General features: G+C 40.9%; 24 protein-coding genes, 1 tRNA gene and 1 rRNA gene. 18 read left to right on the top strand and 8 right to left on the bottom strand.

The window, feature by feature from the left end; all coding sequences use genetic code 11:
• Nucleotides 1-86 precede the first annotated feature (86 nt).
• Nucleotides 87-202: ribosomal RNA gene (gene rrf, locus JX304_RS00005) — 5S ribosomal RNA — on the top strand.
• Between the two features lie 5 nt (nt 203-207).
• Nucleotides 208-281 (top strand) — tRNA-Asn (locus JX304_RS00010).
• 80 nt (nt 282-361) lie between these two features.
• Here the strand turns inward: JX304_RS00010 and JX304_RS00015 are convergent.
• The gene (locus JX304_RS00015; RefSeq protein ID WP_205010708.1) at nt 362-1,717 is read right to left on the bottom strand and encodes an aspartate kinase; all 1,356 of its coding nucleotides are present in this window, start codon (nt 1,715-1,717) and stop codon (nt 362-364) included.
• Between the two features lie 240 nt (nt 1,718-1,957).
• Between JX304_RS00015 and JX304_RS00020 the strand changes: the two genes are divergently transcribed.
• From JX304_RS00020 to JX304_RS00080, 13 genes are all read left to right on the top strand, one after another.
• Nucleotides 1,958-2,749 (top strand): enoyl-CoA hydratase, encoded by a 792-nt coding sequence (locus tag JX304_RS00020; RefSeq protein ID WP_205010709.1) that lies wholly within the window; start codon nt 1,958-1,960, stop codon nt 2,747-2,749.
• 96 nt (nt 2,750-2,845) lie between these two features.
• On the top strand, nt 2,846-3,280 hold the full coding sequence (fabT, locus tag JX304_RS00025) for a fatty acid biosynthesis transcriptional regulator FabT (protein ID WP_009732277.1): 435 nt from the start codon (nt 2,846-2,848) through the stop codon (nt 3,278-3,280).
• Nucleotides 3,280-4,254: a beta-ketoacyl-ACP synthase III gene (locus JX304_RS00030; protein ID WP_205010710.1), complete on the top strand. Its 975-nt coding sequence runs from the start codon at nt 3,280-3,282 to the stop codon at nt 4,252-4,254. The genes fabT and JX304_RS00030 overlap by 1 nt, the downstream gene beginning before the upstream one ends.
• A 58-nt stretch (nt 4,255-4,312) precedes the next feature.
• On the top strand, nt 4,313-4,537 hold the full coding sequence (locus JX304_RS00035; RefSeq protein WP_003003892.1) for an acyl carrier protein: 225 nt from the start codon (nt 4,313-4,315) through the stop codon (nt 4,535-4,537).
• A gap of 114 nt (nt 4,538-4,651) precedes the next feature.
• Nucleotides 4,652-5,617, top strand: coding sequence for an enoyl-[acyl-carrier-protein] reductase FabK (fabK, locus tag JX304_RS00040; protein WP_205010711.1), 966 nt, complete (start codon nt 4,652-4,654; stop codon nt 5,615-5,617).
• Nucleotides 5,618-5,639: 22 nt separating this feature from the next.
• On the top strand, nt 5,640-6,560 hold the full coding sequence (fabD, locus tag JX304_RS00045; protein ID WP_205010712.1) for an ACP S-malonyltransferase: 921 nt from the start codon (nt 5,640-5,642) through the stop codon (nt 6,558-6,560).
• A 12-nt stretch (nt 6,561-6,572) separates the two neighbouring features.
• Complete coding sequence (fabG, locus tag JX304_RS00050; protein ID WP_205010713.1) at nt 6,573-7,307, top strand: 3-oxoacyl-[acyl-carrier-protein] reductase; 735 nt, start codon at nt 6,573-6,575, stop codon at nt 7,305-7,307.
• Nucleotides 7,308-7,367: 60 nt separating this feature from the next.
• Nucleotides 7,368-8,600 (top strand): beta-ketoacyl-ACP synthase II, encoded by a 1,233-nt coding sequence (gene fabF / locus JX304_RS00055; RefSeq protein WP_205010714.1) that lies wholly within the window; start codon nt 7,368-7,370, stop codon nt 8,598-8,600.
• A gap of 3 nt (nt 8,601-8,603) precedes the next feature.
• Nucleotides 8,604-9,095 (top strand): acetyl-CoA carboxylase biotin carboxyl carrier protein, encoded by a 492-nt coding sequence (gene accB, locus JX304_RS00060; RefSeq protein WP_205010715.1) that lies wholly within the window; start codon nt 8,604-8,606, stop codon nt 9,093-9,095.
• Nucleotides 9,092-9,517, top strand: a complete 426-nt coding sequence (gene fabZ / locus JX304_RS00065) for a 3-hydroxyacyl-ACP dehydratase FabZ (RefSeq protein WP_205010716.1) — start codon at nt 9,092-9,094, stop codon at nt 9,515-9,517. Before accB ends, fabZ begins: the two co-directional genes overlap by 4 nt.
• A 13-nt stretch (nt 9,518-9,530) precedes the next feature.
• Nucleotides 9,531-10,895 (top strand): acetyl-CoA carboxylase biotin carboxylase subunit, encoded by a 1,365-nt coding sequence (locus JX304_RS00070; RefSeq protein WP_205010717.1) that lies wholly within the window; start codon nt 9,531-9,533, stop codon nt 10,893-10,895.
• Nucleotides 10,896-10,998: 103 nt separating this feature from the next.
• Nucleotides 10,999-11,865: an acetyl-CoA carboxylase, carboxyltransferase subunit beta gene (gene accD / locus JX304_RS00075; protein ID WP_205010718.1), complete on the top strand. Its 867-nt coding sequence runs from the start codon at nt 10,999-11,001 to the stop codon at nt 11,863-11,865.
• Nucleotides 11,858-12,628 carry an acetyl-CoA carboxylase carboxyl transferase subunit alpha gene (locus JX304_RS00080; protein WP_205010719.1) on the top strand — a complete coding sequence of 257 codons (771 nt, stop codon included), beginning with the start codon at nt 11,858-11,860 and terminating at the stop codon, nt 12,626-12,628. Before accD ends, JX304_RS00080 begins: the two co-directional genes overlap by 8 nt.
• A gap of 41 nt (nt 12,629-12,669) precedes the next feature.
• On the opposite strand, the gene serS is transcribed toward JX304_RS00080, so the two are convergent.
• The 7 genes from serS to JX304_RS00115 form a co-directional block, all read right to left on the bottom strand.
• Nucleotides 12,670-13,947: a serine--tRNA ligase gene (serS, locus tag JX304_RS00085; protein ID WP_205010720.1), complete on the bottom strand. Its 1,278-nt coding sequence runs from the start codon at nt 13,945-13,947 to the stop codon at nt 12,670-12,672.
• Between the two features lie 214 nt (nt 13,948-14,161).
• On the bottom strand, nt 14,162-14,533 hold the full coding sequence (locus JX304_RS00090) for a DUF956 family protein (RefSeq protein ID WP_200773017.1): 372 nt from the start codon (nt 14,531-14,533) through the stop codon (nt 14,162-14,164).
• Nucleotides 14,534-14,613: 80 nt separating this feature from the next.
• A complete protein-coding gene (locus JX304_RS00095) occupies nt 14,614-15,525 on the bottom strand; it encodes a PTS system mannose/fructose/sorbose family transporter subunit IID (RefSeq protein WP_205010721.1) in 912 nt (303 codons plus the stop codon).
• An 18-nt stretch (nt 15,526-15,543) separates the two neighbouring features.
• Nucleotides 15,544-16,347: a PTS mannose/fructose/sorbose transporter subunit IIC gene (locus JX304_RS00100; RefSeq protein WP_205010722.1), complete on the bottom strand. Its 804-nt coding sequence runs from the start codon at nt 16,345-16,347 to the stop codon at nt 15,544-15,546.
• Between the two features lie 27 nt (nt 16,348-16,374).
• Nucleotides 16,375-17,364 carry a PTS sugar transporter subunit IIB gene (locus JX304_RS00105; protein WP_205010723.1) on the bottom strand — a complete coding sequence of 330 codons (990 nt, stop codon included), beginning with the start codon at nt 17,362-17,364 and terminating at the stop codon, nt 16,375-16,377.
• A gap of 365 nt (nt 17,365-17,729) precedes the next feature.
• Nucleotides 17,730-18,752 (bottom strand): alcohol dehydrogenase AdhP, encoded by a 1,023-nt coding sequence (gene adhP / locus JX304_RS00110; protein ID WP_205010724.1) that lies wholly within the window; start codon nt 18,750-18,752, stop codon nt 17,730-17,732.
• A 335-nt stretch (nt 18,753-19,087) separates the two neighbouring features.
• Nucleotides 19,088-19,903 (bottom strand): Cof-type HAD-IIB family hydrolase, encoded by an 816-nt coding sequence (locus JX304_RS00115; protein ID WP_205010725.1) that lies wholly within the window; start codon nt 19,901-19,903, stop codon nt 19,088-19,090.
• A gap of 174 nt (nt 19,904-20,077) precedes the next feature.
• On the opposite strand from JX304_RS00115, the gene JX304_RS00120 reads away from it, so the two are divergent.
• From JX304_RS00120 to JX304_RS00130, 3 genes are all read left to right on the top strand, one after another.
• Nucleotides 20,078-21,499, top strand: a complete 1,422-nt coding sequence (locus JX304_RS00120; RefSeq protein WP_205010726.1) for an NCS2 family permease — start codon at nt 20,078-20,080, stop codon at nt 21,497-21,499.
• A 183-nt stretch (nt 21,500-21,682) separates the two neighbouring features.
• A complete protein-coding gene (tsaE, locus tag JX304_RS00125) occupies nt 21,683-22,138 on the top strand; it encodes a tRNA (adenosine(37)-N6)-threonylcarbamoyltransferase complex ATPase subunit type 1 TsaE (RefSeq protein ID WP_205010727.1) in 456 nt (151 codons plus the stop codon).
• A complete protein-coding gene (locus tag JX304_RS00130) occupies nt 22,131-22,661 on the top strand; it encodes a GNAT family N-acetyltransferase (RefSeq protein WP_205010728.1) in 531 nt (176 codons plus the stop codon). Before tsaE ends, JX304_RS00130 begins: the two co-directional genes overlap by 8 nt.
• Nucleotides 22,662-22,673: the final 12 nt, after the last annotated feature.

The following is a 22,673-nucleotide window of genomic DNA, read 5'->3' on the forward strand; positions in this document are numbered from 1 at the left end:
TTATCCAAATTAACTGAGGATATTTACAGAGGTTTAGAAATTTGTTAGAATATAGATATTCAATTTTGAATGTTTAACATTCAGAGTTAAGTGACGATAGCCTAGGAGATACACCTGTACCCATGCCGAACACAGTAGTTAAGCCCTAGAACGCCGGAAGTAGTTGGGGGTTGCCCCCTGTGAGATAAGGTAGTCGCTTAGCTTGATTCCGCCATAGCTCAGTTGGTAGTAGCGCATGACTGTTAATCATGATGTCGTAGGTTCGAGTCCTACTGGCGGAGTATAGAACACAAGAGATCAACTAATGATCTTTTTTTTATTTTAATAAAAGCTCCGTTTCATTAACGGAGCTTTTCTATATTTAATTATTTGGGAAAAATGCTTGATATAAAGCTTTAATAGCTTTTTCTTCTTGATCTTTACTTACAACAAACATAATGGAAACTTCACTAGAACCTTGCGAGATCATTTGGATATTCACTTCGTTTTCTGATAGTGCTTTGGCCGCAGTGGCAGTAACCCCTACCTGACTCTTCATTTTCTCACCAACAATCATAATGATGGAAAGATCATGTTCAATTTCGGCTGTGTCAACTTCGAGCTTTTGTGTTAATTGTTTCAGAATTTCTTGTTCTTTGATCGGAGTCAGTTCACGTGAACGCAAAATGATAGACAAGTCATCGATTCCTGTTGGCATATGTTCCCAACTGATATTGAGATCTTCTAAAATTTGAAGCACTTTTCGACCAAAACCGACTTCACGGTTCATGAGGTATTTTGTAGTGTTAATACTTACGAATCCTGAATCACCTGCAATTCCTACAACTGTTACGTGATCATTTGAATGTTCCAAAACAATTCGGGTTCCTGGGTGGTCTGGATTATTAGTATTTTTAATGACTAATGGGATTTTACCTCTGTATGCTGGAACGAGTGCTTCATCATGTAGGACTGAAAAACCTGCATAGGCTAATTCACGCATTTCTTTATAGGTTAATTCAGGAATAGAATGTGGTTGTTTAATAATACCTGGATGTGCTGCAAAGATACCATTTACGTCTGTAAAGTTTTCGTATAAGTCTGCTTTTACGCCAGCTGCAATGATCGATCCTGTAATGTCAGATCCACCACGAGAAAATGTACAAATGTCCCCATCTTGGGTAACACCAAAGAACCCTGGAATGACAATTACTTCACTTGAATCTTTTAGTTCTTCAATTTTATCGTAACTAGATGGTAAAATACGAGCGTTGGAAGGTTCTGCTGTGACCGTGATTCCTGCTTCTTTTGGATGGATATATCTTGCTTCTAATCCATTTTGATTGAAATAGGCAGCAATGAGTTTGGCGTTGTTATTTTCACCAGCTGCTAAGAATGCATCGTATATAAATGGATTGCCTTTTTTAGGTAAATTTGTCAGATCATAGATATCTTCAGCAATTTCTTGAATAATGGATTCTTTGAGACCCAATTCTTCTGTAATGGCACGATAACGTTCAATAATCCACTGTTGTGTTTGTGTGATATCCTTATCTGAAGTGAATTCTTTATAATAGCGGATCAGTGCATCTGTTACTTTTGTATCCTCTGCGTTGCGCTTACCAGGAGCTGATACAACTACAAATCTTCTTTCTGGATCATCTTTAATGATATTAAGTACTTTTTTTAATTGAGAAGCTGATGCTAGAGAACTTCCACCGAATTTAGTTACTTTCATATTTTCTCCTTAATTGTTTCATTAATACATTATACCAAAGTTCAGTTATTGATACAATGTATTTACAGTTAGGGCATAAAATAATTGATTCTGTATAGGGGAGAAAATGTAATTATTCAAATTTTACAATTTTGTTACATCTTATAGATATATTTTACTATTTTTGTTTTTTGTGGTATGATATGTTATAATTCAAAAGTTTTAATATCAAAATATTTTATATTTAAACAAAAGGAGTCTGTGATGTTTGAAACAATTTTGTATTCTGTAGAAAACGACCTCGCGACAATCTCTTTAAATCGTCCTGAAGTATCCAATGGTTTTAACATTCCAATGTGTCAGGAAATTTTGGCTGCCTTGGAAGATGCAGAAAAAAATGAGGAAGTGAAATTCATTATTCTATCAGCAGAAGGGAAAATCTTTTCAGTTGGTGGAGATTTGAGTGAAATGAAACGCGCAGTCGATGCAGATGACATCGAGTCTCTTGTTTTAATTGCTGAATTAGTTAATACTATTTCTAAGAAAATTAAGCAATTACCTAAGCCAGTTATTATGGTAGCTGATGGAGCGGTCGCAGGAGCTGCGGCCAACATAGCAGTAGCTGTTGATTTTTGTATAATTAGTGATCGTACAAAATTTATCCAAGCCTTTGTTGGGGTTGGTTTAGCACCAGATGCGGGTGGGTTATTCTTATTAGGAAAAGCTATTGGTATGTCTCGGGCTACTCATTTAGTAATGACTGGTGAAGCTTTGACCGCAGAAAAAGCATTAGAATATGGCCTAACTTACCGCGTTTGTGAATCTGAAAAACTTGAGAAAACGGTTGAACAATTACTTAAAAAATTAAGAAGAGGATCTTCAAATTCTTATGCTGCCATGAAAGAAATGGTTTGGGAAGCCTTCTTGAAAGAATGGGACCAATATGCGGGTCTTGAATTGGATTTGCAAAAGAAACTTGCATTTACAGAGGATTTTAAGGAGGGGGTTATTGCCTACTCTGAGAAACGTCGGCCACAATTTAAAGGAAAATAAATTTGTATTTTTTCTATGTTTTATGAAAAAATGCTTGCAAATTAATTTCATTTTTGATAAAATTTGAATGTCAAAGTAAAATTAGGAGGTGGAGTTTTGAATTACCAATTAGTTAATGACTATTTAACATCCATCTTTAATAATGTTTTGGTTATCGAGGAGACGAGCCTAAGAGCAAGTCGATTTAAAGATGTTTCTATTAAAGAAATGCATACGATCGACGTGATTGGTTCGACACCGAATGCAACCCCGAGTGATATTTCACGGGAGTTGATGGTGACTTTGGGGACTGTCACGACAAGTTTGAATAATCTTGAGCGCAAAGGGTATATCGAAAGAAGAAGATCTGAAGTTGATCGCCGGGTTGTACACTTGAGTTTAACAAAGAATGGTCGTCTACTTTATCGACTTCATCAGCAATTCCATAAACGGATGGTCAACCAAATTATTGGAGATATGAGCCCCGAAGAGAAGAAAGTGATGCAAAAAGGTTTGCAAAATCTGTATCGCTTCTTGGAGGAAATTAAATAATGGTCTTTGCTAAAATTAGTCAAGTTGCTCATTATGTACCTGACCAAGTCGTATCAAATGATGATTTGGCTGAGATCATGGATACAAGTGATGAATGGATCAGTAGTCGGACAGGTATCCTTCGACGTCATATTTCCAAAGATGAGACAACAAGTGATCTAGCAACAGTTGTTGCACAAAGATTATTAGCAAAAGCAAACTTAGACGCTGAGGAAATTGATTTCATCGTTGTGGCTACGATTACTCCAGACAGCTTAATGCCATCGACTGCAGCCCGGGTACAAGCTAATATTGGAGCTTCTCGAGCTTTTGCCTTTGATCTGACTGCAGCATGTAGCGGATTTGTATTTGCATTAGCCTCTGCTGAAAAATACATTTCTTCAGGTATGTACCGGCGAGGAATTGTGATCGGTAGTGAGACGCTTTCAAAAGTATTAGACTGGTCAGACCGTTCTACTTCAGTCCTTTTTGGAGATGGAGCTGGTGGTGTCTTACTTGAAGCAAGCGATCAAAAATCGTTTTTAGCTGAAAATCTTTTTACGGATGGTAGCCGAGGAGCTAGTCTTGAGTCTTGCTATGTGGGTCTGTCTTCCCCTTATTCAGATGAGGTTTCTGATCGAAGATATCTGACGATGGATGGACGGGCAGTTTTTGATTTTGCCATTCGTGATGTCACGAAAAGTATTCAAAAAATTATAGAAGATGCCTCTATGGAAGCAGAAGAGATTGACTATTTTCTTTTACACCAGGCGAATGACCGAATGTTAGATAAGATGTCAAAAAAACTGGGTGTCTCAAGAGAGAAGATCCCAGCAAATATGATGGAATATGGGAACACTAGTGCTGCTAGTATCCCCATTCTATTATCGGAGTGTGTCGAAAATCATCGAATCAAGATGGATGGAAGTCAAAAAATTCTTTTTACAGGATTCGGTGGAGGTTTGACATGGGGCACACTTCTTGTTACAATCTAGTTAAACATGTGGAAACACATTTTAAAAATTTATATATTATTTTTTAAGGAGGCCTATCATGGCAGTATTTGAAAAAGTACAAGAAATTATCGTTGAAGAACTTGGTAAAGAACCATCAGAAGTAACTCTTGAATCTACATTCGAAGATTTAGAAGCTGATTCATTGGATTTGTTCCAAGTGATTTCTGAAATTGAAGATGCTTTTGATATCCAAATCGAAACTGAAGAAGGATTGTCTACAGTTGGTGACCTTGTCGCTTACGTAGAAGAAAAAACAAAATAATGATAGATGAGAGTATCGAAAGATATTCTCTCTTGTTTAGGTAATAGTTTGAAGCTCAAAGAAACACTCTTTTAAACTCAAACTATTACTTAAGCGAAAAAAGAGGTAGGTATAATGCAAACACGAATTACTGAACTATTGAATATTAAATATCCAATCTTCCAAGGTGGGATGGCATGGGTCGCTGATGGTGATTTGGCTGGAGCAGTATCAAATGCTGGTGGTCTTGGAATCATTGGTGGTGGGAACGCTCCAAAAGAAGTTGTAAAGGCTAATATCGATAAGGTGAAATCGATTACAGATAAACCATTTGGTGTGAACATCATGCTCTTGTCTCCATTTGCGGATGACATTGTTGACCTGGTGATTGAAGAAGGTGTGAAGGTTGTTACAACTGGAGCTGGAAATCCTGGGAAATACATGGATCGTTTCCATGAAGCAGGGGTCACTGTCATTCCAGTGGTTCCGTCTGTTGCCCTTGCAAAACGGATGGAAAAATTGGGTGCTGATGCGGTGATTGCAGAAGGAATGGAAGCTGGAGGTCACATTGGTAAATTAACGACCATGACCTTGGTTCGTCAAGTGGTTGAAGCTGTTTCTATTCCAGTAATTGGTGCTGGAGGTGTCGCTGATGGTGCTGGTGCTGCAGCTGTCTTTATGTTAGGTGCCGAAGCTGTTCAGGTGGGAACTCGTTTCGTGGTTGCTAAAGAATCTAATGCTCACCAAAACTTTAAGAATAAAATCTTGAAAGCGAAAGATATTGATACGGTAGTTTCTGCATCTGTTGTCGGACACCCTGTTCGTGCGATCAAGAATAAATTGGCTTCTGCATATAACCAAGCTGAAAAAGATTTCTTGGCAGGTAAGAAAACTCAAGAAGAAATTGAAGAATTAGGAGCAGGAGCCCTTCGTAATGCCGTTGTTGATGGAGATGTTGACAATGGATCTGTGATGGCTGGTCAAATTGCTGGTCTTGTCAGCAAGGAAGAAACCTGTGCTGAAATTCTAGAAGATATCTATTATGGTGCAGCCAAAGTGATCCAAAGAGAGGCTGCTCGTTGGGCAGATGTAAACATCTAAAAACGTCGAAAGGATTAGGATAGTGACAAAACGTGCGTTCTTATTTGCTGGTCAAGGGGCTCAGAAATTGGGCATGGCGAGCGATTTGTATGCGGCTTATCCCGTTGTTAAAGAGACATTTGATACGGCCAGTCGTATTCTAGGTTATGATTTGCGTGAATTGATTGATTCTAACGAAGAAAAACTGAATCAGACACGCTATACTCAACCAGCTATTTTGACAACGTCAGTAGCCATTTATCGTCTCTTAGCAGAAAATGGTATCACTCCTGATATTGTTGCTGGCCTCTCTTTGGGGGAATATTCTGCCCTGGTTGCGGCTGGAGCTCTTTCGTTTGAAGATGCAGTAGCTTTGGTTGCGAAACGTGGTGAATTCATGGAAACGGCAGCTCCTGCTGGAAGTGGGAAAATGGTTGCTGTTATGAATACAGATCCAAGCTTGATCGAAGAGATTTGTCAACAAGCGTCTGAAAAGGGTGTAGTAACACCAGCTAACTACAATACGCCAGCCCAAATCGTAATTGGTGGGGAAGTTGAAGCTGTTGATTATGCTGTAGAATTACTAAAAGAAGCTGGTGCTAAACGTTTGATTCCCTTAAATGTTTCAGGACCATTCCATACAGCTTTACTCAAATCAGCGAGTGAAAAATTAGCTGTTGAACTTGAAAAAGTGTCATTTAATGATTTTTCTCTACCTTTGGTCGGAAATACAGAAGCTACAATCATGAATCTGGAAGATGTCAAAGCATTGTTAGCGCGTCAAGTGATGGAACCCGTACGTTTTTACGATTCCATTGCGACGATTCAAGAGTTTGGGATCGATGAAGTGATTGAGATTGGACCTGGAAAAGTCTTGTCAGGTTTCTTGAAGAAAATTGACAAAACCCTGCCAACTCATAACGTGGAAGATCAAGCAAGTCTTGAAGCTCTTCTAAATGCTTAAAACGAGGTAAAGATGGAACTTAAGAATAAAAATGTTTTTGTAACAGGTTCAACACGTGGAATTGGTTTAGCAGTGGCGCATAAATTTGCGAGTCTTGGTGCCAATCTTGTCTTGAACGGTCGCTCAGAAATCTCTGAGGAATTGTTTGCTCAATTTGTAGACTACGGTGTGACAGTTATTGGTATCTCAGGAGATATTTCTAATGGTGAAGAGGCGAAGCGTATGGTCGCAGAAGCTATTGAAAAACTTGGAAGTATCGATGTTTTGGTCAATAATGCTGGGATTACAAATGACAAGTTGATGTTGAAAATGACCGAAGAAGATTTTGAACGGGTCTTGAAAATCAACTTGACTGGTGCCTTTAATATGACGCAAGCTGTCTTAAAACCGATGTCTAAAGCTCGTCAAGGTGCCATTATCAACATGTCCTCTGTAGTAGGTCTTATGGGGAATATCGGGCAAGCAAACTATGCAGCTTCAAAGGCTGGTTTGATTGGTTTCACCAAATCAGTTGCGCGTGAAGTTGCGGCTCGTGGCGTTCGTGTGAATGCCATTGCACCTGGTTTTATTGAATCTGATATGACAGACGCTATTCCAGAAAAAATGAAAGAGGCCATGATTGCTCAAGTGCCAATGAAACGTATTGGCCAAGCTTCAGAAGTGGCTGAAGTGGCAGCCTTCTTGGCAAGCCAAGAGTATCTTACAGGGCAAACCATCGCTATTGATGGTGGAATGACGATGCAGTGATGAGTGGTCGCTGACTAAAAAATTTTTACTGAATATCCATCCGACAAAAGGAGAATATATATGTCTACAAATCGTGTTGTTGTTACAGGTTACGGTGTAACCTCACCAATCGGGAATACACCAGAAGAATTCTGGAATAGCCTTCATGAAGGAAAAATCGGGATTAAACCCATTACAAAATTTGATGCTTCAGAAATTCCAGTTTTTAATGCTGGTGAAATCCAAGACTTCCCATTCGATAAGTATTTTGTGAAAAAAGACAAAAATCGTATGGATACCTACTCATTGTATGCGATCTATGCTGCCATGGAAGCTCTTGAAAATTCAGGCTTAAACATGGAAGAAGAAGACCGCGACCGTGTCGGTGTCATTGTATCCTCTGGTATCGGTGGTTTACAAGAATTGGAAGACCAAATCATTCGGATGCATGAACGTGGGATGAAGAGAATTCAACCGATGTTTATTCCAAAAGCTCTTTCAAACATGGGTGCAGGAAATATTGCCCTTAAGATTGGTGCTCAAGGAGTATGTAAATCAGTGACAACAGCTTGTGCTTCTGCCAATGATGCAATTGGTGAAGCTTTTCGTGAAATCAAGTTTGGGATGCATGATGTTGTATTAGCTGGTGGTGCTGAAGCTTCTATCACTCGTATTGGTATTGGTGGTTTCAATGCTTTGACAGCCCTTTCTACAACCGAAGACCCAGAACGTTCATCCATTCCATTTGATAAAGACCGTAATGGTTTTGTGATGGGTGAAGGTGCCGGGGTTCTCGTTATTGAAAGCCTGGAACATGCCCAAAAACGTGGTGCTAATATCTTGGCTGAGATTGTTGGTTACGGATCAAACTGTGATGCTTACCACATGACAACCCCAACACCAGATGGCTCAGGTGCAGCTAAAGCCATTAAATTAGCCATAAATGAAGCTGGTATCAAGCCTGAAGATGTGGATTATGTCAATGCTCACGGAACATCCACACCGGCCAATGAAAAAGGTGAAAGCGGAGCGATCGTATCTGTACTTGGTAAAGATGTTCCAGTTTCATCTACTAAATCCTTTACGGGCCACTTGCTTGGTGCTGCTGGGGCTGTTGAAGCCATTGCTACTATTGAAGCTATTCGTCATAGCTTTGTACCAAAAACAGCTGGGACTAAAGAATTGTCTGACTACATTGAAGCAAACGTTGTCTATGGTGAAGGTCAGGAAGCAGATATTGAGTACGCTATTTCAAATACCTTTGGTTTTGGTGGACACAATGCTGTTCTTGCATTTAAACGTTGGGAGGCTTAATTTATGAATATTTCTGAAATTAAAGATTTATTGGCACAATTTGATGCCTCAACTTTGCGTGAATTCTCATACAAAAATGGTGGTGAAGAATTGAGTTTGAGTAAAAACCAAACCAGTTCTGTTGTTGCAAGTCCTGTAGCTCCTGCTGTTGAAGTAGTTTCGCCAGCTCCTCAAGCTCCAGTGGCTCCAGTAGTAGCTTCTACTGTAGAAGTACCTTCAGCATCAGATAAAGACGTTGCAGCACCTGCTTCAGCTGCAGAAGGGGACGTGGTGGAGAGCCCTCTAGTAGGTGTAGCTTACTTGTCATCAGCTCCTGATAAACCAGCCTTTGTATCTGTAGGAGACAAGGTCACTAAGGGTCAAACACTCTTAATTATCGAAGCCATGAAAGTCATGAATGAAGTACCAGCTCCTAAAGATGGTGTGATTACTGAAATCTTAGTAGCCAATGAAGAAATGGTTGAATTTGGAAAAGGATTGGTTCGAATCAAATGACAATTGATATTCAAGCTATTCGCGAAGCTTTACCACATCGTTACCCTATGCTGTTGGTGGATCGTGTTTTGGAAACCAGTGACGATACGATCGTTGCCATAAAAAATGTAACCATTAATGAACCATTTTTTAATGGTCATTTTCCCCAATACCCGGTTATGCCAGGTGTTCTCATCATGGAAGCACTTGCGCAAACTGCCGGTGTTCTTGAATTGTCAAAACCTGAAAATAAAGGCAAATTAGTCTTTTATGCAGGAATGGACAAGGTGAAATTTAAAAAACAAGTTGTTCCAGGAGATCAACTGGTGATGACAGCTACTTTTGTCAAACATCGTGGAACAATTGCTGTTGTTGAAGCGAAAGCAGAGGTGGACGGTAAGCTTGCAGCTTCAGGAACACTTACTTTTGCAATTGGAAATTAAGAAAGGCCTATCTATGTTTCGTAAGATCTTAATCGCCAATCGTGGTGAGATTGCAGTTCGCATTATTCGTGCAGCTCGTGAACTTGGCATCGAGACGGTCGCGGTGTATTCTACTGCTGATAAAGAAGCCTTGCATACCTTACTAGCGGATGAAGCAGTCTGTATTGGACCTGCTAAATCAACAGAATCTTATTTAAATATGAGTGCTGTCTTGTCTGCTGCTGTTTTAACAGGTGCAGAAGCCATCCATCCTGGTTTTGGATTTTTAAGTGAAAACTCAAAATTTGCAACCATGTGTGAGGAAGTAGGCATTAAATTTATCGGTCCTTCTGCTAAAGTCATGGATATGATGGGGGATAAGATTAATGCTCGTAAACAGATGATCAAGGCAGGAGTACCCGTTATTCCTGGATCAGATGGTGAAGTGTATACTACTGAAGAAGCTCTCGAGATTGCCGAACGCATCGGTTATCCTGTGATGTTGAAAGCATCTGCAGGAGGCGGTGGTAAGGGAATTCGGAAGGTTGAAAAACCAGAAGATTTGGTTGCTGCTTTTGAATCAGCTTCCTCAGAAGCCCAAGCTGCTTTTGGGAATGGTGCCATGTATATGGAGCGTGTGATCTATCCTGCGCGACATATTGAGGTTCAGATTTTAGCTGACCAGCATGGGCACGTGGTGCATTTGGGTGAACGGGATTGCTCCCTTCAACGGAATAACCAAAAAGTTCTAGAGGAATCCCCTTCGATTGCCATCGGGAAAACGCTTCGCAATCGCATTGGTTCTGCTGCTGTTCGGGCAGCTGAATCAGTTGGATATGAGAATGCTGGAACGATTGAATTCTTGTATGATGAAGGCAAGGGTGAGTTTTACTTTATGGAAATGAATACCCGTGTACAAGTGGAGCATCCTGTAACCGAATTTGTATCTGGTGTCGATATTGTCAAAGAACAAATTAAAATTGCAGCAGGGCAAGAGTTGGGATTCACGCAAGAGGATATTGTCTTTAAAGGACATGCGATTGAATGCCGGATCAATGCGGAAAATCCTTCCTTTAACTTTGCACCAAGCCCAGGTAAGATCACGAATCTCTATCTTCCAAGTGGTGGGGTTGGATTGCGTGTGGATTCTGCGGTGTATCCTGGTTATACGATTCCACCATACTATGATAGTATGATTGCTAAGATCATTGTCCATGGTGAAAATCGCTTTGATGCACTGATGAAAATGCAGAGAGCTCTTTATGAGTTGGAAATCGATGGTGTCACAACCAATAGCAGTTTCCAGTTGGATTTGATTTCAGATTCACATGTGATCGCTGGTGATTATGATACTGCATTTTTAATGGAACAATTCCTTCCAAATTATAATAAGGAATGATGAAAAAGCCTGGACTTGTGAGGGAAGTATGAACATCATCTTCACAGTTTCAGGTTTTTATAGTAATGCTTCAGATACTGTAGCATATTATAAGGAGTAAGTAATGGCATTATTTTCTAAAAAAGATAAATATATTCGGATCAATCCGAATAGGTCAGCCTGGAAGGAACCTCAGCCAAAACCTGAAGTACCTGATGAACTATTTTCACAATGCCCAGGTTGTAAACATACCATTTACCAAAAAGATTTAGGTAGTGAACGGGTATGCCCGAATTGTGGCTATACCTTCCGTATTTCTGCTAAAGAACGCTTGGCGCTGACAGTGGATCCAGCTAGCTTTGAAGAAATGTTTACTGGAATCGAAACAACTGACCCTTTGAATTTTCCTAATTATAAGAAGAAACTGGCAACAGTTCGAGAAATGACCGGGCTGGATGAAGCTGTATTGACAGGGACTGCCTTGATTAAGGGGCAAAAGGTTGCTCTTGGGATCATGGATTCTAACTTTATCATGGCTTCAATGGGTTCTGTAGTAGGTGAAAAAATTACTCGTTTATTTGAATTTGCGACAAAAGAAAAATTGCCAGTCGTTCTCTTTACAGCTTCCGGTGGTGCTCGAATGCAAGAAGGTATCGTGAGTTTGATGCAAATGGCAAAAATTTCTGCAGCTGTTCAACGTCATTCTAAAGAAAAATTATTCTATTTGACGGTATTGACAGATCCAACAACCGGTGGGGTGACGGCTTCATTTGCTATGGAAGGTGATATTATCATGGCAGAGAGTCAAGCCTTGGTTGGGTTTGCCGGTCGGCGCGTGATTGAATCAACTGTGCGTGAAAAATTGCCAGATGATTTCCAAAAAGCAGAATTTCTACAAGAACATGGATTTGTTGATTTGATCGTGGAGAGAAGCCAAATCCGAGCAACAGTTGGACAATTATTGGCCCTTCATGGAGGTAAACATGAGTAAAATAACACAGATTATTAAAGAGGCACGTGACCAAGGAAGATTGACTGCGCTTGATTTTGCTCAAGGAATTTTTGATGATTTTATTGAATTACATGGAGATCGAAACTTCCGTGATGATGGTGCGGTGATTGGTGGAATTGGACGCTTAGGAGATCAAACGATTACAGTCGTTGGAATCCAAAAAGGGAAAAATCTTCAGGATAATCTAAAACGTAATTTTGGACAACCCCATCCAGAAGGCTATCGAAAAGCTTTGCGCCTCATGAAGCAGGCCGAGAAATTTGGCCGTCCAGTTGTGACCTTTATCAATACAGCGGGTGCTTATCCTGGTGTTGGTGCCGAGGAACGAGGACAAGGGGAAGCCATTGCCCGCAACCTCATGGAAATGAGTGATTTAAAAGTTCCAATTATCGCGATTATCATCGGAGAAGGTGGTTCTGGTGGTGCCTTGGCTCTTGGTGTAGCAGATAAGGTCTGGATGCTAGAAAACTCCATCTATGCGGTCTTGAGTCCAGAAGGTTTCGCCTCTATTCTTTGGAAAGATGGCAGCCGTGCCATGGAAGCAGCAGAGTTGATGAAGATTACTTCTCACGAGTTGTTAAATATGGGCATTGTCGATAAGGTGATTCCAGAGCATGGATTTTCAAATGGTGAACTACTGGCTCAAGTTAAGAAGGAATTACAGGAAGAGTTAAAGTTTTTACAAACCTTATCTCTGGATGATCTTTTAGAGCAACGCTACCAACGTTTTCGTAAATATTAAAAAACTGAGCTTGCAATTTGCAAGACTCAGTTTTTTTAACTTTATTTTGGTGCGATGACTTCAGCGCCACCCATGTATGGGCGAAGGACTTCTGGAATGGTCACAGAACCGTCTTCGTTTTGATAGTTTTCAAGAATAGCAGCAACGGTACGTCCGACAGCCAATCCAGAACCGTTTAAAGTGTGAAGGAGTTTTACCTTACCATCTGCTTCATCACGGTAGCGGATTTGTGCACGGCGAGCTTGGAAATCTTCGGTATTGGAACAACTTGAGATTTCACGGTAGGTGTTTTGTGCTGGAATCCATACTTCCAAGTCATAAGTCTTGGCAGCTGAGAATCCCATGTCTCCAGTGGAGAGAGCTACCACGCGGTATGGAAGGTTTAGTTTTTGAAGGATATTTTCAGCATTGCCAACCATTTTTTCCAATTCATCATATGATTCTTCTGGTTTGGCAAACTTCACCATTTCAACCTTATGGAATTGGTGCAAACGGATCAAGCCACGAGTATCACGACCGGCTGAACCAGCTTCTGAACGGAATGATGGACTCATAGCGGTGAAGTAGATTGGAAGGTCTTTTCCATCAAGAATTTCATCACGGTAGTAGTTTGTCAAAGGAACTTCAGCAGTTGGAATGAGAACATAATTGGTATCGCTAAGTTCAAAAGTATCTTCCTTGAATTTTGGGTATTGACCAGTACCAAACATAGAATCATGGTTGACCATGTATGGAGGGATGACTTCAGTGTAGCCTTCCTTACTATGTTCATCCAACATAAAGTTGTAAATAGCACGTTCTAAGCGAGCTCCAAGTCCTTTGTAGAAGAGGAAGCGAGCTCCGGTAACTTTCGCACCACGTTCCCAGTCTAGGATTCCCAGGTCTTCTCCTAAGTCCCAGTGAGCTTTTACGTCAAAGTCAAAATCACGAGGGTTTCCCCAACGGCGAACTTCGACATTGTCATTTTCATCAGCTCCAACGGGCACGCTATCAGCAGGAATATTTGGAAGGGTAGTGGTAAATTCTGTTAACTTAGCATCGATTTCGGCCAATTCTGCATCTAATGATTTGATGTCAGCAGAGAGAGCTTGCATGGCAGTGATTTTATCATCCGCATTTTCTTTATTGCGTTTAGCTTGGGCAATTTCGGCAGAAACGGTGTTGCGTTCAGATTTAAGTGTTTCAACCTTAACCAAGATGTCTCGACGTTTGGCATCGATTTCTTTCATCTCATTCAAAGTAGCAGCGGCTACTCCACGTGTAGCCAGTTTTTTAGCAACAGCATCAAAATCTGTGCGGATTCGTTTGATATCTAACATAAGAACTCCTTTATGATAAAAAGCACACCTGTTAAAGTGTTGGAGTGGCAGCGCCACGGTTCCATCCAACTTCACAGATGTGCACTTGATTATGTATGTAATTAAAGATAACGGTAGAATTTCACCTATCCCTCCTATCTGCTCGCAACAACCGCAGACTTTCTGAAAGAAGGGGATAACCTACTTATCCGTTGTTATGATTATACTAAAGTTTCTATTTTTTTGCAAATAGATTTTTAATTTTTTGACCGATGGTTTGGAGGAGGGTAGGAAGTTTGACCACTTTATCATTCCCTAGCTTTTCTCTAGCAATTTTTAAAATTTTACCTGAATCTTTTGAAGCAAAGAGAAACTTTGATTCTTTGGTGAAAATTTCAAAATGACGGCTAATTTTATGTCCGCGAACATTGGCACCGATCTGCTCAATTTCCGCCCAAGGAATTTGAATATAGTTTTCAACATTTGTATCTGCATAAAATTCAAAAGCAGCATTTCCAAGTAACATTTTTCCAACCTTGCCACCTACTCCAAGGTAAGAAACCCCTGTAGTATGGAATTCAACGGTTTTATTCAATGATTGAGCCATGAGATCCTCCTGTATTGCTATTCATTCCATTATATCATAATAAAAAGAAGGCCGAAACCTTCTTTTTTGTTGATCTTTGCTTACATCAAGCCAGAAATGTGTGCCAAGACACCGATGACAAAGAGGGCGATGATGATAGTGATTGGAGATACTTTCTTCTTAAGCAACCACATACAAGCGAAAGTAAGAAGCAATCCCATCAAACCAGGAATCAATGAATCCAAGTTTTGTTGGAAAGTTGTAACTTTTTCAGGAGTTTGAGAAAGTCCTTGACCAACTTGAGCGAAGGCTTCTTGAATTCCTTTAAATCCATCAGGAAGTTTATCCCAGTGGATATAAGCCTTATCGTCTAATTTTACAGAAGAAACATTAAAGACAAACTTAATTGATACCCAACGTTCTACCAAGACAGCGAGGATGAACATCCCAAGGATAGAAGCCCCTTTAGTGATGTCTTGCAAGATCCCACCAGACATATCTTTGGTAATTTCAGAACCTGCTTTGTAACCAAGTTCTTGCGTGTACCACAAGAAGGCCATACGAATCGCATTCCATGCCAAGAAGAAGATAATTGGACCAAGGATACTGCCTGACAAAGCAAGGGAAGCTCCAAGTGCTCCAAGGATCGGACGAACTGTGAACCAGAAGACAGGATCTCCAATACCTGCCAAAGGTCCCATCATACCGATTTTCACCCCTTGGATAGCAGCATCGTCAATCGCAGCGCCGTTTGCTTTTTCTTCTTCCAAAGCAAGGGTTACTCCAAGGATTGGTGCAGCAACATATGGGTGAGTGTTGAAGAATTCCAAGTGACGCTCAAGTGCAGCTGCTTGGTCTTCTTTCTTTGTGTAGAGTTTTTTGATAGCTGGGATTAATGAGTAGGCCCAACCCAAGTTTTGCATCCGTTCGTAGTTCCAAGAACCTTGCAAGAAGGTTGAACGCCACCAAACTTTTTGACGATCTGATTTAGATAATTGTAATTTTTCAGTCATGATAGTGTCACACCTTTCTTAATAGTCTTCGAGAATATCGCCGATTGGGTCATTAGAAGTAGCGACACCGCCACCTCCATTGCCACCTTTCTTAGAAAGTGAAAGGTAAATCAAGGCAAGGGCAACACCAATCGCACCAAGAGCGATCAAGGTTAATTGGCTAACGGCTGCAAGAGCAAAACCAATAGCGAAGAATGGCCATACTTCACGAGTAGCCATCATGTTGATAACCATGGCGTAACCAACAGCTACGACCATACCCCCACCGATTTGCATACCATCAGAGAGCCATTTTGGCATTGCTTCAAGAGCAGTTTTGACAGTTTCAGCAGGAATCATCAACAAGAGGGCTGCAGGAATCGCGATACGAAGACCTTGAAGAAGAAGGGCTACAAAGTGAGCGCGTTCTACACCTTTGATATCGCCTTTTCTAGCAGCAGCGTCGGCAGTGTGAACCAAACCAACAGAAAGGGTCCGGACGATCATTGTCAAGAAAAGACCAGCAACTGCAAGTGGAATAGCGACACCTTGAGCGACAGCGATTCCTTTTGCACTGAAGTCTCCCCCAAGTACCATGATGATGGCAGCAGCGACAGATGCAAGAGCAGCATCGGGTGCAACTGCGGCACCAATGTTTGCCCAGCCAAGTGCAATAAATTGAAGTGAACCACCAAGCATAACGCCAGCAGTCAAGTTACCTGTTACCAAACCAATTAAGGTACAAGCAACAAGTGGTTGGTGGAATTGAAATTGGTCAAGGATACCTTCAAGACCTGCTAAGAAGGCAACAACGACCACTAATACCATAGAAATAATAGACATGTTTAAAATCCTTTCGTAAGTAATCGATTATTGAACGTTAGCTTTGTTAATTAAGTCAAACAAATCTTTCTTAGAGTCATTTGGCACTTTACGGACGTCAAATTCTACTCCAAGATCACGCATTTTTTCAAATGTAGCCACGTCATCTTTATCCATTGATAACACATTATTGACCATGGTTTTACCAGTTGAGTGGGCCATTGATCCAACGTTCAAGGTTTTAATCGGAACACCACCCTCGATGGCGCGAAGGGCATCTTGTGGTGTTTCAAACAAGATCAAAGCATGTGTGTTCCCAAAACGAGGGTCTTTTGCAACATCGATCAATTTTTGAATTGGGACTACATTGGCCTTGACGTTACCTGGTGCAGCTTGTTTGATCAATTCTTTACGCAATTCATCTTTGGCAACAGAATCTGAAGCAACAATGATCCGATCGGCTTTTGAATCGGGTGTCCAAGCAGTTGCGACTTGTCCATGAAGAAGACGTGTATCTAAGCGGGCAAGATTGATCTTGAGTTTTCCATCTCCGATAACCGTTCCTTCTGGAATCGCAGCTTGGGCTACAGGAGCAGCAGCGGCTGTACTAGCTTCTTCGACAGGATTCAATTCTTCTGGAAGGGCTTTGACACCGTCTTTAGCTTCCTTGATGATGTTTGCAGCGACTTTATCAACGCCAGCATTTGCATCCATCAAACGCTCTGTGTAAGCTTGAATCAACATTGGAAGGTTCAATCCAGTAATGATCGCAAATTTACGATCTGGATTTTCTCCCATGACACGACTCGCTTGGTTAAATGGAGAACCACTCCAAAGGTCAGCCAAAACCAAGACTTCATCATCTGCATCAAATGCAGCAATAGCAGCATTAAATTTAGCATAGAGATCATCTGGGCCTTCATTTGGCATGAACGTAACCACTTGAACTTTCTCTTGATCTCCAAAGATCATTGAGCCAGACTGGTGGATTCCAGCTGCAAATTCACCGTGGCTAGCAATAATGATACCAATACTCATTATTGACATTCCTCCTTATAAAATTTGTTTGACTTTCAGTTTAAGAAAACTTTAAGCTTCTTTATTATAAACCGTTTTCACATTTAAGTCAATTTTTCTATTAAAATCTAGAGGTAAAAGAGCATCTTTGTTATATTAATTTATCTCTTTAGCACTCTTATTCATACTTGCTTTATCACTAAGCGATCCCATAAAAAACAGCGTCATAGCTTCTTTAACATGTAAGTAAAGCTTGGGTGCAAAATTATAGAAAATCATTCATGAATGAAAAAGTAAAATAAAAGTATAACAACCTAGTAGATGGATCTATTGAGAGCCCTCAAAAAAGACTAGCCCAGTTGGGCTAGTCCTGTAGGTTTAGTTATTTAGTTTGTAAAGTCAAGTACCATACGTCCTTGGATTTGTCCTTTTTCCATTTCATCAAAAATGTCTACTGCATCTTCTACAGGACGTTTTTGAACGACTGGAACAACCAAACCTTCTGCACCGAATTGGAAGGCTTCTTCCAAGTCTTTACGGGTACCTACGAGTGAACCAATAACTTGGATACCGTCAAGGACAGTCTTCACGATGCTGAGGTCCATCATTTCTGAAGGAAGACCAACTGCGACAACGCGGCCACCTGCACGAACAGAATCTACTGCTTGGTTGAAAGCTACTTTAGAAACAGCTGTTACGACAGCAGAGTGAGCTCCACCATTTGTTTTTTCTTTGATCAATCCTGGAACATCTGCAACTTCTTTACCGTTTATTACGATGTCAGCTCCAACTTCTTTAGCCAATTCGAGTTTATCGTTATTGATATCCACTGCGATAACGTGTGCATTGAATACTTTTTTAGCGTATTGAACAGCTAGGTTTCCGAGGCCTCCAGCACCATAGAGGACAACCCATTGTCCAGGTTCAACTTTTGCTTCTTTGATAGCTTTATAAGTAGTAACCCCTGCACAAGTGATAGATGAAGCTTGGGCTGGGTCTAATCCTTCAGGTACTTTCACTGCGTAATCTGCAGTAACGATACATTGTTCAGCCATTCCTCCATCAACAGAGTAACCTGCATTTTTTACAGTACGGCAAAGGGTTTCGCGACCTGTTGTACAGTATTCACAAGTCCCACAACCTTCGAAGAACCAAGCAACGCTGACACGGTCACCAACTTTTAAGCTTTTTACACCAGGAGCCACTTCTTTGACGATACCAATTCCTTCATGTCCAAGGACGCGACCTGGAACTTTTCCGAAATCACCATGTGCGACGTGCAAGTCAGTGTGGCAGACACCACAGTACTCGATTTGAACAAGAGCTTCCCCTGTTTCAAGTGGACGGACTTCTTTATTAGCAACGATTTCTACACCAGTACCTTCTGGATTTACAACAACAGCTTTCATTTTGTTCCTCCTTAAGTGAACAAGAGGCGTATTAGATTTTTGAAAACGCTTCTTTAATAACTATGTTAATAATATCACAAACTATTAGGGAGAGCAATAAAAAAAATGGAAAAAAAGGGAAGGAAATGTTAACCGCTTAAGAATTTGAAGGACAAAAGAGAGTGGGACAGAAATTGGTCATTCGTTAGAATTCGATTTCGTTGTCCCACTTCCGCACAGTTGAGCAGGGCTGTAAAAGCTGATGAAATCAGCGTAGTAGAGCCCACTCAACCACTGCGTCTTGCTCGACAATCAAAAAACAAGAAGAGGCTAGGACTTTTGTCCCAGCCTCTGGATCAGTCTATGAACAATTCTCTTAATTGGCGTGCGACACCGTCTTCGTCGTTTGTGTAGTTTGTTATGAAATCTGCATAGGGAAGTAAGACTGAACTCGCATTTTTCATCGCGTATCCACACCCAGCAAGAGCTAGCATGTCTGTGTCATTGTGCTCGTCTCCAAAAGCAATCAAATCCTTCCGATCCATATTGAGTTTATCCAGAAGGTAGGTCAGAGCTGATGCTTTGGTTACATTTTTAGGATTGCACTCCAAAATATTTAAGGGGCCACCCCAGGTATTGATGGATAAGTTGTAGTTATAATACCGATTCATATCCTCTGCAAGAGCATATTTATCTTCAGCCTTTGTCTGAAAAAGAATGCAGTTTGGATCACTCGTTACCCTCTCTGAATGAAATTGATTTTCGGGCTGGAAAGCTTCAATTCCGAATAATTGAGGATCGGCAATCTGGTCATTAGGATCTGTTATAAAAAATTTATTACGGTATTCACCGGCAATGAAGTCTGCTTGGATGGCGTCACGATGGGCAACCATGTCTAGTAAATATTTTTTATCCAAGGTCAAACATTGTTCTTCGCTCCATTTTTTTCCAGGAAGGTGGGTAAGGGAGCCGTTGAAATTGATCATAGGGGTATCGAGTTCGAGTTCTTGGTAGTAGGTATGGGCCATGCGATAGGGACGGCCTGTTGTAATGATCACTTTATGTCCAAGGGCGCTAACTTTCTTTATGGTCTCAACAGTGAAGTCGCTTAATTGACTTTCTGAATTCAGGAGAGTGCCATCTAAATCCAGAGCAATTAGTTTCTTTTGCATATGTAGGTTCCTTTCGAGAAGAATGAGATCATTATATCAGAAAATAAGAAAAACTGCTTGAAAATAAAGAGAGAAGGAGAATTTCTTGAAATCCGAAATATATTTTGATAAAATAGAAATAACGTTCGCAAATTGATTGGGAGCGAGAATGATGAAAAAGGAGTTTTTTCTGAAATGGATAAATTTTTTAAACTTTCAGAACATGGAACCACTGTTCGAACAGAGGTTCTTGCTGGTTTGACAACCTTTTTTGCGATGAGTTATATCCTCTTCGTAAATCCGCAAATGTTGTCACAAACAGGAATGCCAGCTCAAGGGGTCTTTCTTGCAACGATTATTGGATCGGTTGTTGGTACCTTGATGATGGCCTTTTATGCTAATTTGCCATATGCTCAAGCGCCAGGAATGGGCTTGAATGCCTTCTTTACCTTCACTGTTGTGTTTGGAATGGGCTATACGTGGCAAGAAGCCTTGGGAATGGTCTTTATTTGTGGTGTGATTTCATTGATCATCACCTTGACAAAGGTGCGTAAGATGATTATCGAGTCGATTCCAACAGCCCTTCGTTCAGCGATTTCAGCTGGGATTGGAATTTTCTTGGCCTATGTAGGAATCAAAAATGCCGGATTTTTGAAATTCACGATTGACCCTCATACCTACACCGTTGTTGGGAAGGGAGCGGACCAAGCCAATGCGACGATTGCGGCCAATGCAGCAGCAGTTCCAGGTTTGGTGGACTTTAATAATCCGGCGGTACTTTTAGCTCTGGCAGGTCTAGCGATTACCATTTTCTTCGTCGTGAAGGGAGTCAAGGGAGGGATTATCCTTTCCATCTTCGCAACGACTGTTTTGGGGATTCTAGTCCATGTCGTAGATGTGTCGAAAATCGACTTCGCAAGTACCCATCTAGGAGCTGCTTTTAATGACTTGGGTACCATCTTTGGTCAAGCCTTGGGATCAAAAGGATTGGGTTCTTTGATTTCCAATACGTCTCGTTTACCTGAGACCTTGATGGCCATTTTGGCCTTCTCTTTGACCGATATTTTTGATACGATCGGAACTCTTATCGGTACGGGTGAAAAAGTTGGAATCATCGCGACAAGTGGTGAAAATCATGAGTCAGTTAAATTGGATAAGGCTCTTTACTCTGATTTGGTGGCAACTTCAGTAGGTGCCATTGCTGGTACTTCAAACGTGACAACTTATATTGAATCTGCAGCAGGTATTGGTGCTGGTGGTCGTACTGGTTTGACAGCTCTAGTGGTTGCAATCTGTTTCGCTATTTCAAGTATCTTTAGTCCTTTGTTGGCTATTGTCCCAACAGCTGCCACTGCCCCAATTCTGATTGTTGTGGGGATCATGATGTTAAGTGGTTTGAAAAATATCCATTGGGAAGATATGTCAGAAGCGATTCCTGCTTTCTTCACATCGATCTTTATGGGCTTCAGTTATTCTATCACACAAGGGATTGCGGCTGGATTTATCACCTATAGCTTTGTAAAAGTGGTGAAAGGGGAAGCAAAAGACGTGCATAGCATGATTTGGATCCTAGATGTTCTCTTTATCTTAAACTACGTGAGCATGGCTTTGAATTAAGCAATAGAGAAAGTTAAAAAAGGAATGGGAGGTGTCTTCCATTCCTTTTTGGATGGATAGACAGAGGGAATAAATGGGAGTATCTTCCGTTCTCCTTGATGTCTATGTCTCAAAAAGCAAACCTGAGTCGAACAATTTCTAAAAGAAAGAGCAGATTTTAAAAAAGTTTGGTATAATAGAGAAATGATTAGTCACAATGAAACGGAGCTGATTGCTCTAGGAAAACAGCTAGGAAAAGTCTTAGAAAAGCAAGATGTGATCATCTTATCAGGTGATCTAGGGGCAGGAAAAACAACCTTCACCAAAGGGATTGCAAAGGGGTTAGGGATTGATCAGATGATTAAAAGTCCGACCTATACCATTGTTCGTGAATACGAAGGCCGCTTGCCTTTGTACCACTTGGATGTTTACCGGATTGGGAATGATCCAGATTCGATTGATTTAGATGATTTTCTATTTGGAGATGGTGCTACCATTATTGAATGGGGAGAGTTGATTGAGCCGAGTCTCTCGGATGCTTATCTTAAAATTTTTATCCGAAAATTGGAAGATGGGCGAGAGTTGGCTTTTGAGGCTCATGGAGCTCGTGCAGAAGCTTTACTAGCATCCTTTGAGCAGGTGGAAAAAACCGATGACTAAGGAAAAGGAAGTGACATTAGAAATTCGGCAAGCTGACAGTGCAGACGCGGCTCTTGTCGCTGATTTCTTAAATCAAGTTGGGAAAGAGTCAGATTATATGACGCTAGATGAAGCTGGGATTGGCATGTCTCAAGCAGACATGGAGCAATTTCTAATGGTGCAAGAGATGGCGGAAAGCCGGATTTGTCTCTTGCTATTTCTAGATCAGGAACTGGCAGCTTTGTTAAATATCACTGCGGCTTCTCAACGGTCCATTCAGCATATTGGTGATGTCTTTATTGTGGTTCAAAAAGATTATTGGAATCAAGGGCTTGGACAGATCTTACTAGAAGAAGGAATCGAGTGGGCGCACTCGACCGGTGTTCTTAGGAAACTAGTCTTGAATGTCCAAGTGCGCAATGAACGGGCTGTTCACCTATATAAAAAGTTAGGTTTTGAGATCGAAGGTTGTCAAGCTCGTGGAGCTTGTTCAGCTGAAGGAGAATTCTTAGATGTTTACCTTATGGGGAAACTGATAGATTAGAGAGAGATTCTA

It is taken from the genome of Streptococcus parasanguinis (assembly GCF_901875555.1).
GTDB classification, from domain to species: Bacteria; Bacillota; Bacilli; order Lactobacillales; family Streptococcaceae; genus Streptococcus; species Streptococcus parasanguinis_H.